The organism is Candidatus Cloacimonas sp. (assembly GCA_039680785.1).
Taxonomy (GTDB): domain Bacteria; phylum Cloacimonadota; class Cloacimonadia; order Cloacimonadales; family Cloacimonadaceae; genus Cloacimonas.
This window is the reverse complement of record JBDKSF010000065.1, coordinates 1-11,968: the sequence shown is the minus strand read 5'-3', so window position 1 is coordinate 11,968 and position 11,968 is coordinate 1. Positions and strand designations below refer to the sequence as shown.

The window sequence follows — 11,968 nt, the reverse complement described above, 5'->3', positions numbered from 1 at the left end:
TATGAAGAATTTACTTTATATTACTTATCACTTCCCCCCTACAGGCGGTTCCGGAGTCCAAAGAGGAATGAAATTTGCCAAATATTTACCACAATTCGGTTTTAACCCAATAATTCTCTGTGCTGATTATCGCTGCTTAAAACAAACCAAGGACTATACTTTACTAAAAGAACTACCACTCAGTATAAAAATTTATCGCACTTTCACTTTGGATGCGAACTGGTTTTTTAAACTGTTGTGGGGATTAAAATTAAATAAAGTAGTCACCTTTTTGCAACGGTGTATCTTGATTCCAGATATAGAAGTTCTGTGGTTACCTTTTGCTTTCCTTAAATTAAAAAAAATTCTTGCTACTAATCACATTGATTTAGTTTTTATTTCTGCTCCACCCTATTCACCGCTATTATTGACTAAATATTTCAAACACCGTTCTCAATTAAAGGTCTGTGCGGATTTTAGAGATCCTTGGAGTTTTGGTATTGGCAGAAAATTTATAAATCCACCTAAATTTATAAAGAAGAAAGAAAATCAATGGGAGAAAGAGATTGTTACTTTGGCAGATAAAATTATCTGTGTAAACAACAAAATGGTCGATGAATTCAGGCAACTTTATAATAAAATTCCAGAGGATAAATTTTGCTGCATAACCAATGGCTATGATGAATTAGATTTTCAGGTTTCTTTAAAAACATCTAAAAGCGATAAACTTAATATAATATACACAGGAAGCTTTTATGATTCTCTTCAACCCCAGATTCTTTGGCAAGCGTTAATTGAACTGATAAACAAAGAAGAAATAGACCCTCATAAAATAGTTTTTAAAATCTATGGTAAGAACTCCCCGAATTTTGTTTTAGGGAAATACTACCAGGATAACAGAATCAGTAATATGGTACATTTTTATGGCTATGTAGATCATAAATACAGTATAAAAAGTTTACAAACTGCTGACTTGCTTTTATTATATTCAGGATTTGGTAAAACCCAAAGAACTTTTATCCCCGCTAAAGTATATGAATATTTACGCAGTGGAAAACCTATTTTTGCTGTCATTGATCCCTTAAGTGCATCTTCAGAAATACTTTTACCGGGTAATACAACTTTTCTTGCTGATTCATCTTCTTGCAATTCTATCCAGGATACTTTCTTAAATATCTATAAGAATTGGGAACAAGGCAACTTGAAAGTTGAGCCCAATTGGGATTATATTAAAAATTTTGAACGCCAAACTCTAACTGCAAAGTTAGTGGAAATATTGTCCGCTCTTTAGTAATGAAAATCCTCATTATTCCTTCATGGTATCCTTATCCGAAAAAACCTTATGCGGGAAAATTCTTTATAGAACAGGCAAAGGCATTATCAGAAAACAGCAATTGGCAATTTGAAATCCTGAATTGGGGGCAGAATGAATACCAATTACAGATTAGGCATCCTAAAACTGCCATCACTAAAATATTTGCCTATTTAAGAGCAAGACCCTCAATGCGTAATCTATCTCCCAATTTAAAAGAAATTTGCATACCTCATTTAACTTGGACTAATAAACTTTTCTCTGGAAATATCAAAGCCCTAACCAATAAACTGGATTCTCTATCCAAGCCCGATCTTATTCATTCCTTTGTAACTTTCCCCGCTGGTTTTTTAGCTATGCACTTAGCCCAAAAATGGAAAGTTCCATATCTTATCACAGAACATAGCGGACCTTTTCCTTTTCCCGAATTTATCAAAAAAAACAAGGTCTCCAGCCAAATTACATTTCCCATGCAAAAAGCATCAGCTGTTATTGCCGTAAGCAGCTTTCTGCAACACCAAATTTTGGCTTCCTGCTCCGTTAAAAGCAATGTTATCCCCAATCTGGTAGATACGGAATTTTATAAACCCCAGGCAAAAACAGAACAGAGAAAACGCTTTTCCTTCTTTTCTTTAAGCGCATTAACACCGTCAAAAGGTGTTTTGGATTTAGTTGAAGCATTCCGATTAGCGGTAAATAAAGGTATGGATGCTGATCTATATTTGGGTGGATCTGGTTATTTGGCACCTAAAATAAGAAAATTAGTTATTCAATATCATCTGGAAAATAGAATTCATCTCTTAGGATATCTTACCCCTGAACAATCAGTTGCCCAATACAATAATTGCAATTGCTATATTTTACCAAGCCACCTTGAATCATTCAGTATGGTATTATTGGAGGCAATGGCTTGTGGAATACCATCAATTGCCACTAATTGCGGAGGACCAAAAGATATTTTAAGCATCGAAACAGGAGTTCTTATCCCACCTAAAAATCCTGAAATTATGGCAGATACGATGTTGAATATGATCGATAAAATAGATGCTTATTCTTCTAACGCTATCAGAGATATTTGTTTAAAACGCTTTTCCCCGGCTGTAATCTGCTCCGAAATTCTGCGTATCTATGCAAATGTTTGATCTTATGCTTAAGTTACAATTCCGTAACATTTCCGTAATGAAATAAGAGCAGTGCTACGGAAGTGTTACTTGCCTACAAGACAATCCACTATGTAACAAATAATTAAGCTAAAGATACTCAGCTACTGATGCCCAATCCTAATTTAGATATTTATTTAGCTACTTAGGACTTCTTCTATAACCTTAATCATTTCATCGCGCATAAATGGTTTTTGCAAAACTGCCTTGGCTCCAAGCTCTTTTGCCAAAGGTAGATAACTTGATGGACCGTATTTACTCCCTCCACTCATTGCGATTATTTTGATATTAGGTTTGCTTGCCATTAAGTCCTGAATTGTTTCCAAACCTTCTTTATTGGGCATAATGATATCCGTCAAAACAAGATCTGGATTAAATTCATCACAGATTTCTATGGCTTGATTTCCATCACCTGCCTGTTGAACAAAGTATCCCGCATTTTTTAACATTTGAACTAATACATTGCGGAAACTTGTATCATCTTCAACAACTAAAATTTTAGCCATTAATTGACCTCTTATCTTTTCTATATAATATTTTTTGCATACAATATTTATTCTATAAATAAACCATAATTTTTTATCCTCTTATTTGTAAAGGACGATTTTCGAAATATAGTTGGAATTCGCTAAAAATTGTTGATAATTATCAACACCTCTCGTAATAATAAGCTTTCTAAGGCAAAAAAATGGTGGCGAAACCCAGAATCGAACTGGGGACACAAGGCTTTTCAGGCCTCTGCTCTACCGTCTGAGCTATCTCGCCACACATTTTTCTCGTTTATTTTAACCGCTTTTCTTGTCAAGTAGAAAATATTTCATTTCTATATAGCTATATACTACAATGCGTTATATATCCATATTAGGTTCAGTGAAAAGTAATTAACATCGCAATGTAAGATTTGTTAACCGATTCTTGCCGTTTTTAAACGGAATGCTCAATATTCAGAGATAGGATTAAGTGGTTAACTATCTGCAAATGAGTTTGTTATAAGATAGCATCATGCAGTATGCAAGCAGCTAAAATGCCCCAAGGCTTTTCGGTTAGTTCAAATTTGAATTGTGCTTCTTCTAACAATCGTTGTAGATTTGTGCTTGACAATTATTTATTGCTATTATTTTAGAAAATTGATGTCCATAAATTCCCTTACTCTGCTATAACATATTCATAATCTGAGAGTTATAAATTAGGAGATAAATATGAAAAACCGGATTTGCCTCATTATCGCGCTTATCTTGTTAATCTGGATACCGGGATGTAAAAATAAACAAGAAACAATGCCAGCGAAAGAAACTACCAAAAATATAACCCCCTACACTCCTTTGCCTTCTTACAAAGAAGTGTTTCGTATTTTTAGTTCAAATGAAATAAAAGAGTATGCTTCCGTTATTCCAAACGACTTATATAAAACAGGACAGGATGACATGCGGAATTCTTTTTCCTTAGGCATAATCTCTCTGGATGCGATTTTTGCTGCCAAGGGACACAATAAAAAGCGTCTCAACCAATTTTACTCTCAAATGCAAACCCTTACTTCTCTTATTGGTTTTGAAAATGAAATCACTAAAATAAGTCCAGACCTGAAACCATTGCTGAATAAAGAACAGTGGTCGGACATAGAATCTATACTGGATTCATATATTAAGAAAATTGAAGATACATTATGGGAAAAAGAGAACTTTGAAGGTTATACATTTTATAAACTGGGAATTTGGATTGAGACCTTAAACCGCGTTTCAACAATGGTGAAACAAAATTATTCTGCGGATAAAACCAAAACTCTTGCCCAAAAAGATACTTTTAGCAGTTTGATAACAAATCTGAATAATATCAAGTCAGAAACAATCATCAATCAAGCCGAATTTCAGGAAACCGTGGGCTTGGTAAAACAACTGAAAGCTATAATTGATGCCAATTATGAGAATACATACACTTCTGAACAACTGGATCAAATAATATCGCTGACTAATCAAATTAAAGAGACCTTTAAAAAGTAACATTGATAAGCTGTTATGCTAATCGCAATCAGGAGATTAAGCACAATTTAATTTAGTGGAAAAGGAGTAAAATGAAGCGATTATTTTTAATCTTGGCACTTGGATTACTTACCATTTCTATTTTTGCCGAATCATATTTTTTTCGGGTAGAAGATAATCCTTGGGACGAAGGTAAAGCACTCGTTATCAAATCAAATGTAACTGCCGATACTGTTTATGTGCAGAAAGCGCTTGAGGACGGAACTTGGCAAACAATTTATACAGGTAACGGGAAAAACCTATCCTTCGTAGATAATGAGTTAACTCCCAATGTTCAATACAGATATCGTTTACTTATCCCCCGACCCGCTATGGGAGATAGTATATTTTTTATGGCAGTGGCAAAACCTAAAGAGCAATGGTTTTACTTAGATAAACTTTCTTATCTGCTAATTCTTTTGGCTGTTTCTATTGCGGTTATTTATTATGTTCAGAAAGCTCGCAAAGGCAAGGACTATTATATTCGCCGGATAAATGGATTGGATAGCATTGAAGAATCCATCGGCAGAGCCACGGAAAAGGGTAAGCCCATTTTATTTGTTCCCGGTATTGGTGACTTGGATGATATTCAAACCATTTCCAGTTTAACTATTTTAAGCCATCTGGCATATAAAGCGGCGGAATATGATACCGATATCATTGTCCCTTGTCGTTTTTCTATGGTTTTATCCGCTTCTCGCGAAATTGTAAAAGAAGCATATATCAAAGCCGGTAAACCCGATGCTTACAATCAGGATAGAATATTTTACCTTACGGATGACCAATTTGGTTATGTTGCTGGAATTGATGGAATTATGGTCCGTGAACAACCCGCCGCCAATTTTTTCCTGGGAAGTTTTTATGCTGAATCGTTAATTTTAGCGGAAACAGGTTTCAGTACTGGGGCAATTCAAACGGCTGGAACTGCCCAAGCAAGTCAATTACCTTTTTTTGTGGTTTCTTGTGATTACACTTTAATTGGCGAAGAACTTTTTGCTGCTTCCGCTTATTTATCGCGTGACCCCCAACAGCTTGGTTCTTTAAAAGGTCACGATTTCGGCAAGCTATTAGTTATTGTTCTTATTATAGTGGGCGTAATAACCGAAATGTCTGGCTGGAATTGGTTCAAGGCATTTTTTGAGGGGGCACAATGAAATACAAACTTCCGCTTATTTTTGCCTTCGTGTGTGGAATTCTGGTAGTAATTTCGGAATTTATTCCTCACCGTCCTTTTAATATGATGATTAGCACTTTGCAAGATTGGTTTATGATTATTTCTGGCTTTGCCATTCTATTGGGACAAATCAGTTTGTTTCAAGCGAATATAAAGAAAATCAAAGAGAAAAATCCTGATTGGGTCTTTTATCTTGCTGGCTTGATTAGTTTTACGGTAATGCTAATTTTTGGCTTGCTGTGGGGAACTCAGGAATATAGAGGAATTCTGGGCAATGGAGAAAATATCCAAGCAACGGTTGGAATGAAACCTTTTGATTACTTATTTGAAAATGCTTTTATGCCGCTTTCCTCAACTATGTTTTCTCTGTTGGCATTTTTTATTGCTTCAGCTGCCTATCGCGCTTTTATTATTCGTAGTTTTGAATCCAATCTATTAATGATTACGGCTGTAATAGTAATGTTAGGAAGAACCAGTTTTGGAGGAATGCTTACTTCCTGGCTTCCGGAAGGGCTTAGATTTTTGCATTTGCCCAATTTAAGCGATTTTATAATGGAATTTCCCAATTCTGCAGCTCAGCGGGCAATTTTGATTAGTGCCGCTTTAGGTATAATAGGAAGTAGCTTACGCATAATTTTGGGCATTGAAAGGTCTTATCTGGGAGGGGAAAAATGAGCACCAATAAAAACTCTCAGACAGAACGCAGAATAATCTACTTAGTTTTGTTGATTGCAGTTGCCCTACCTCTAATATTTCCCATTGGCTGGAAAACAGACGTCTCCAACTATACAAAAATGGCTTGGGATTTGGTTCAAAGCACTCCCGATTCTGCTGTTGTGCTTTTTTCTTTTGACTACGATCCTTCCACATTAACGGAAATTCAACCTATGGCAGAAGCAATGCTGGAACATTCTTTTTCTCGCAATCAAAAAATTATTGCCATAGCTCTCTGGCCTCAAGGCGTGCAAATGGCAGATCAGGCATTTACAGAAGTGCTGAAAAAATATCCCAATAAAAAGTATGGAGTGGATTATGTAAATCTGGGCTATAAAGTTGCTGGCATTGTTGCTATCCAAGCAATGGGAAAATCAATGCCGGAGGTTTTTCCCACAGATCAAAGTGGGACAAAATATGAAGATATTCCTATGCTGAAAAAGGTTAAGACCTTAAAAGATGTTGGCTATATTTGTTCCCTATCCAGTGGAACTCCTGGCATTAAAGAATGGGTTATGGCTGCGCGCGATCCTTTGGGAACTCCTGTTACAGGTGGAACAACTGCTGTCAGCGCTCCCGGTTTATTGCCTTATGTAAATAGCCAGAAACAACTTTATGGTTTGCTGGGTGGGCTAAAAGCTGCCTCAGAATATGAAACCTTGATCCATAAAATCGGTAGCGCCACTATCAAAATGGACGCTCAGTCCATCGCTCATCTTTTGATTCTGGTTTTTATCCTCATTGGCAATGTCAAAGCTTTTGTAACTAAGAAAAGGAGTGAACAATGAGCGGATTTATGGCTACATTTGGACTCTGGCTTTCGGTCTTTTTCACCTTAAGCATTTTCAGCTTCCTCTATAAAGATAATCCTTTTTATAAACTTTCCGAGCAAATTTTTGTAGGTCTTTCCGCTGCCTACTGGTTGGTGTATTTATATTACAGTGTTATGGTTCCCAATCTGTTTAATAAACTTTTCACCGATTTTAAAGGAAACCTGATTTTACTTATTCCAACCGCTTTGGGCTTGATGATGCTGCTACGCTTAATTCCCAAAGCACAATGGCTGAGCCGATATCCCATTGCCATTATGATTGGCACTTCTGCCGGTATAAATATGGTACGCTATGCTAAGACCGATCTATTAGGACAAATTAGCGCTACAATGATCAATCCTTTTGCCTCAGATAATGTTGTAACCGTAATTGGAAATATACTTTTGATCGTGGGAACTATCTGTGGAGTATATTTCTTTTATTTTAGCAAAAAACAGGAAGGCATCAGAGCGGTTCCTTCCAAACTGGGCATCTGGTTTTTGATGATTAGTTTTGGTGCTTCCTTTGGTTATACAGTTATGGCGCGTATTTCACTTTTAATTGGACGCTTGGAATTTTTACTGAAGGACTGGCTGCATATAATTAAATAGCGAGATAGCGAGATAGCGAGATGGTGAGATGGTGAGATGGCGAGATAGCGAGATAGTGAGATAATGAACAATAATAATGCGGATATGCTCTTCAGCGAGGTCTATAATAATGTTTTACCTTTTAGAGACCTAATTCTGCGCATAAGCAAAATTGCCAAAGTTATCCATCAACAAGGATGGGCAGAAGCTAATGCTGGAAACATTTCTATGCGTATATCCAATTTGCTGTTGCCCTTTATCCAAAATAGCGGCTGGGAAAATAATTATCCTTATCAGGACTGGTTTTTGGTTTCCAGAACGGGAAGTCGTTTTCGGGATATGATGGATGAGCCGGAGAACTGTTTAATGATAATCGGAATTGATGCTGAAGAACATTTCTTCCCTGAAAATGCAAAACCTACTTCGGAATGGCTCTGTCATCGTAAACTGCAAGAAATGAACAAAAATACTAATCTATCTTGTATTCTTCATACCCATCCCACTGAAGTTATTGCTCTTTCCCTTAGCTCCGTTTTTCAAAATAATAAAAAACATCTGCAACGCCTAAATCAATCCTTTGTGGAAGTGCTGCCTGAAATGCAGTTATTTCTTCCCAAAGGTATTGCCGTAGTTGACTATTCTCTTCCCGGCAGTTCTATTTTAGCCCAAAATAGCTGTAAATGTATAAAAGATAAACAAGCGCTTATCTGGGAAAAACACGGTCTCTTGGTCTTGGCTGAAAATCCCGATTTGGCATTAGACCTCACAGAAGTAATTAATAAAGCCGCTAAACTGTGGCTGATAAAAGGTCTGGAGAATTAGGGATTAGTGGAAAGGTGGAAAGGTGAAAAAGTGGAAAGGTGGAAAGTGGAATGGTGGAAAAGTGGAATGGTGGAAAGTGAAAAAGTGGAAAGGTGGAAAAGTGAAACAAGGTGATAATATTCGTTGCAAATCTTCCGTAGCCGGAGCTCGCTGAAGCTCCGCAAGAAAGTTGAAAAGTGAAAAGTGGAATGGTGGAAAAGTGAAAAGTGGAATGGAAGAAAAGTGGAAAGGTGAAAAAGTGGAAAGGTGAAACAAGATGATAATTTTGGTTGCAAACCTGAGAGCATAATAATCCCTTTCATCGTTAAGTATGTGACAGAACACTCACTATAGTTACAAAATTTCCACTATGGATGTTAATCCCTATAGTCGCGATAATTATTTTTATTATAGACCTGCTCAACTCACAGTAAATTGTTTTGAATCAGTAAAATCTATATTCTTATCATATCTATGAAATCGGGGTTATCTAAAAAAGATATTTCGTTGAACTTGACAAGAAAACAAGCTATCAGAAATTGAAAATATGTATAGAAGAAAAAGGACTGAAGATGGACATAAAAGAAAACACGCCTGAAATTAGTGAAGAGAAAGCAGGAATCTCCAATTTTATCCGCTTTATTATCGAAAAGGATTTAGAAAGCGGAAAACATAAAAATATTATAACTCGCTTTCCTCCTGAGCCCAATGGTTATTTGCATATCGGCCATGCCAAATCAATCTGTTTGAATTTTGGGTTGGCAAGGGATTATCAGGGTCGCTGTCATCTGCGTTTTGATGATAGCAATCCAGTGAAAGAAGATGTGGAATATGTTAATTCCATTATGGAAGATGTCCATTGGCTGGGTTTTGATTGGGGTGAGCATTTATACTATGCTTCGGATTATTTTGATAAACTATATGAATTTGCAGAGTATTTAATAAATGAAGGCAAAGCATTCGTTTGTGATCTTTCTTTGGAAGAATTGAAAGAATACAGAGGCACTTTAACAGTTCCCGGCAAAAATAGTCCCTACAGAAATCGCAGTATAGAAGAGAATCTTGATTTATTCAGAAGAATGAAAGCAGGTGAATTTCCGGAAGGAAGCAGAACTTTACGAGCCAAAATTGATATGGCTTCTCCAAATTTGAATATGCGCGATCCAGTTATTTATAGGATAAAAAAGACCCATCATCACAGAACTGGAAATGACTGGCAAATTTATCCTATGTATGATTATACTCATTGTGTCTCAGATGCCTTGGAAGGAATTACACACTCTATATGCACTCTGGAATTTGAAGACCATAGACCTTTATATGATTGGTTTTTAAACCAATTGCCGGTTCCTTGTCATCCCCAACAAATTGAATTTGCCCGTTTAAATCTTGCCTATACGATAATGAGCAAACGCCTTTTGTTGGAATTAGTAACTAACCATTTAGTTAGTGGTTGGGACGATCCCAGAATGCCTACCATCGCGGGAATGCGCAGACGAGGTTTTACTCCGGAAGCAATTCGGGAATTTTCCGATCGGATTGGTGTTTCCAAAGCCAATTCTCTGGTTAGTGATGAATTGCTAATGTTCTGTGCCCGCGAGGATTTGAATACTAAAGCCCAAAGAAGAATGGTTGTGTTAAATCCTCTTAAATTAACCATCACTAATTACCCTGAAGATAAAATTGAAGATTTTGATGCTGAAAACAATCCCGAAGATACTACTGCGGGAGTAAGAAAAATCAAGTTTTCGCGCCATCTTTATATAGAAAAAGATGATTTCAGTGAAAATCCGGAGAAGGGTTGGTTTCGTCTTGCCTTGGGGAAAGAAGTTCGATTAAAATATACTTATTATATCACTTGCAACGAAGTTATAAAAGATAACGAAGGAAATATTATCGAATTGCTTTGCACTTATGATGAAAAATCACGCGGGGGTTGGACTGAAGATGGACGCAAAGTAAAAGGAACTTTGCATTGGGTTTGTGCGGAGAGCGCTATTCCTGTAGAAGTGCGTTTATATGATCGTCTTTTTACTTTAGCTGATATGAGTAATATGGAAGAAGGCAAGACATATAAGGATTACTTGAATCCAAATTCACTCATAGTTAAATACAACTGTCTGGCAGAAGAGAATCTAAGTAACGCAGAAATTGGTGATCATTTTCAATTCTTGCGAATTGGCTATTTTAATACTGACTATGACAGTAAATCAGATGCATTAGTTTTCAACCGAATTACAGAATTAAGAGATAGCTGGGCAAAGCTCAGTAAGAAAAAATAGATAGGAGGATATTATGATTTACAAAGTGGTGCTTGTGAAAATCGATCAGCGTAGCTCAGAAGCTACCAAGGTTCAGGATATTTTAACTAAGTATGGATGCAACATTCATGTCCGTTTGGGTTTACATGAGGTCTCCAATTCATTCTGTGCCAATGATGGCTTAGTAGTTTTGGAAGTTCAAGGTGATCAAGACATCCTGGAAAAGATGATTCTGGAACTGAATGCTCTGGAATATGTGCAAGCTAAGTTAGTTGAAATGTAATCATTTCCAGCGGTATTTTCCTAAAGTTCCTCGCACAGCATAAAAAATGAACTGCGCGGGAAAGATCAGGATTTGAACAGGATACAAAAAGCCGAGTTTGCTTCTTCCAATTTGTCTCAAATGGCTTTGTGAAAAAGCAAATTCGGCTGTAGTTTTTAGGATCAGGGAGAGCAGAATTGGTTTGTTGCTTTTGTTTTTGATCATTTGCCAGAGAGCAACATAAAAAAGGCAAAAATAGACAAAAACAAATGCCGAAAGTGCCTTTAACCACCAGGGATAATATTTAAATTTGGAAGCGCGGCGAATATTGGTTTGGTAGTGTTTTTTTCTGTCTGAACCATCAATGGAGACAACTTGCATTGCCAGTGAAGGATTATAAGCGCCTTTCTTTATATGAGGCATCATTTTCATCAATAAAAGGTCATCATCTCCTGATCGTAAATGGCCAATACCATCAAAACCGCCGCTTTCATCAAATACTTTCTTACGGTAAATCATATTACAGGCACTACTGGTAAATGGAATCTTATAATATAAACCCGCAGACGCCAATCCATAATAGATACTGCGTTCGAAATTTTTTAAGCGAAAGATGGTTCCGCCCTTTGTTCTTTTTAAAATAGAATAGGAAAGCAGGTAATCTGTATCTTCATCCAAAGAGCGATTTATTTCTTTCAGCCAGGAAACAGGAACAGAGCAATCCGCATCGGTAAAAGCCAAGATATCAAAACGGGACATATTAATTCCCTGTTGAACGGCAGCTTTTTTACCTATTAAGGGAGGCGTTTCTATATAAAAATCTATTACTTTCAAGTTTGTAATATTGTTTTGGTTGGCTAACCATTCCTTGCTGCCATCATCGCTATG

At 36.6% G+C, this 11,968-nt stretch carries 13 protein-coding genes and 1 tRNA gene; 11 read left to right on the top strand and 3 right to left on the bottom strand.

The window, feature by feature from the left end; genetic code table 11:
• The first annotated feature begins 1 nt into the window (after position 1).
• Entirely contained in the window at positions 2–1,270 is a 1,269-nt protein-coding gene (locus ABFC98_04120) for a glycosyltransferase (GenBank protein MEN6445215.1), read from the top strand.
• 2 nt (positions 1,271–1,272) lie between these two features.
• Positions 1,273–2,433 (top strand): glycosyltransferase, encoded by a 1,161-nt coding sequence (locus tag ABFC98_04115; GenBank protein MEN6445214.1) that lies wholly within the window; start codon positions 1,273–1,275, stop codon positions 2,431–2,433.
• Between the two features lie 155 nt (positions 2,434–2,588).
• Here the strand turns inward: ABFC98_04115 and ABFC98_04110 are convergent, their stop codons facing one another.
• Positions 2,589–2,957 carry a response regulator gene (locus ABFC98_04110; protein ID MEN6445213.1) on the bottom strand — a complete coding sequence of 123 codons (369 nt, stop codon included), beginning with the start codon at positions 2,955–2,957 and terminating at the stop codon, positions 2,589–2,591.
• Between the two features lie 183 nt (positions 2,958–3,140).
• Positions 3,141–3,216: transfer RNA gene (locus tag ABFC98_04105), tRNA-Phe, on the bottom strand.
• Positions 3,217–3,650: 434 nt separating this feature from the next.
• Between ABFC98_04105 and ABFC98_04100 the strand changes: the two genes are divergently transcribed.
• The 9 genes from ABFC98_04100 to ABFC98_04060 all read left to right on the top strand — a co-directional run bounded on the left by ABFC98_04100 (position 3,651) and on the right by ABFC98_04060 (position 11,101).
• Positions 3,651–4,448, top strand: a complete 798-nt coding sequence (locus ABFC98_04100; GenBank protein MEN6445212.1) for a hypothetical protein — start codon at positions 3,651–3,653, stop codon at positions 4,446–4,448.
• Positions 4,449–4,519: 71 nt separating this feature from the next.
• Complete coding sequence (locus ABFC98_04095) at positions 4,520–5,620, top strand: DUF6754 domain-containing protein (GenBank protein ID MEN6445211.1); 1,101 nt, start codon at positions 4,520–4,522, stop codon at positions 5,618–5,620.
• Positions 5,617–6,315 carry a hypothetical protein gene (locus tag ABFC98_04090; GenBank protein ID MEN6445210.1) on the top strand — a complete coding sequence of 233 codons (699 nt, stop codon included), beginning with the start codon at positions 5,617–5,619 and terminating at the stop codon, positions 6,313–6,315. The genes ABFC98_04095 and ABFC98_04090 overlap by 4 nt, the downstream gene beginning before the upstream one ends.
• Positions 6,312–7,142 carry a hypothetical protein gene (locus ABFC98_04085; protein ID MEN6445209.1) on the top strand — a complete coding sequence of 277 codons (831 nt, stop codon included), beginning with the start codon at positions 6,312–6,314 and terminating at the stop codon, positions 7,140–7,142. Before ABFC98_04090 ends, ABFC98_04085 begins: the two co-directional genes overlap by 4 nt.
• Positions 7,139–7,777, top strand: a complete 639-nt coding sequence (locus ABFC98_04080; protein ID MEN6445208.1) for a hypothetical protein — start codon at positions 7,139–7,141, stop codon at positions 7,775–7,777. The genes ABFC98_04085 and ABFC98_04080 overlap by 4 nt, the downstream gene beginning before the upstream one ends.
• A gap of 63 nt (positions 7,778–7,840) precedes the next feature.
• Positions 7,841–8,578, top strand: a complete 738-nt coding sequence (locus tag ABFC98_04075) for a class II aldolase/adducin family protein (protein ID MEN6445207.1) — start codon at positions 7,841–7,843, stop codon at positions 8,576–8,578.
• A gap of 22 nt (positions 8,579–8,600) precedes the next feature.
• Positions 8,601–8,732 carry a hypothetical protein gene (locus ABFC98_04070; GenBank protein MEN6445206.1) on the top strand — a complete coding sequence of 44 codons (132 nt, stop codon included), beginning with the start codon at positions 8,601–8,603 and terminating at the stop codon, positions 8,730–8,732.
• 397 nt (positions 8,733–9,129) lie between these two features.
• Positions 9,130–10,839 carry a glutamine--tRNA ligase/YqeY domain fusion protein gene (locus tag ABFC98_04065; GenBank protein MEN6445205.1) on the top strand — a complete coding sequence of 570 codons (1,710 nt, stop codon included), beginning with the start codon at positions 9,130–9,132 and terminating at the stop codon, positions 10,837–10,839.
• 13 nt (positions 10,840–10,852) lie between these two features.
• Positions 10,853–11,101: a hypothetical protein gene (locus ABFC98_04060; protein MEN6445204.1), complete on the top strand. Its 249-nt coding sequence runs from the start codon at positions 10,853–10,855 to the stop codon at positions 11,099–11,101.
• Here ABFC98_04060 and ABFC98_04055 read toward each other — a convergent pair.
• Positions 11,102–11,968, bottom strand: an 867-nt coding sequence (locus tag ABFC98_04055; GenBank protein ID MEN6445203.1) for a glycosyltransferase, incomplete at its 5' end; no start/stop codon positions are given.

Coding starts and splice junctions, on each gene's coding strand:
- ABFC98_04120 (MEN6445215.1), top strand. CDS start 2: ATGAAGAATTTACTTTATATTACTTATCACTTCCCCCCTACAGGCGGT.
- ABFC98_04115 (MEN6445214.1), top strand. CDS start 1,273: ATGAAAATCCTCATTATTCCTTCATGGTATCCTTATCCGAAAAAACCT.
- ABFC98_04110 (MEN6445213.1), bottom strand. CDS start 2,957: ATGGCTAAAATTTTAGTTGTTGAAGATGATACAAGTTTCCGCAATGTA.
- ABFC98_04100 (MEN6445212.1), top strand. CDS start 3,651: ATGAAAAACCGGATTTGCCTCATTATCGCGCTTATCTTGTTAATCTGG.
- ABFC98_04095 (MEN6445211.1), top strand. CDS start 4,520: ATGAAGCGATTATTTTTAATCTTGGCACTTGGATTACTTACCATTTCT.
- ABFC98_04090 (MEN6445210.1), top strand. CDS start 5,617: ATGAAATACAAACTTCCGCTTATTTTTGCCTTCGTGTGTGGAATTCTG.
- ABFC98_04085 (MEN6445209.1), top strand. CDS start 6,312: ATGAGCACCAATAAAAACTCTCAGACAGAACGCAGAATAATCTACTTA.
- ABFC98_04080 (MEN6445208.1), top strand. CDS start 7,139: ATGAGCGGATTTATGGCTACATTTGGACTCTGGCTTTCGGTCTTTTTC.
- ABFC98_04075 (MEN6445207.1), top strand. CDS start 7,841: ATGAACAATAATAATGCGGATATGCTCTTCAGCGAGGTCTATAATAAT.
- ABFC98_04065 (MEN6445205.1), top strand. CDS start 9,130: ATGGACATAAAAGAAAACACGCCTGAAATTAGTGAAGAGAAAGCAGGA.
- ABFC98_04060 (MEN6445204.1), top strand. CDS start 10,853: ATGATTTACAAAGTGGTGCTTGTGAAAATCGATCAGCGTAGCTCAGAA.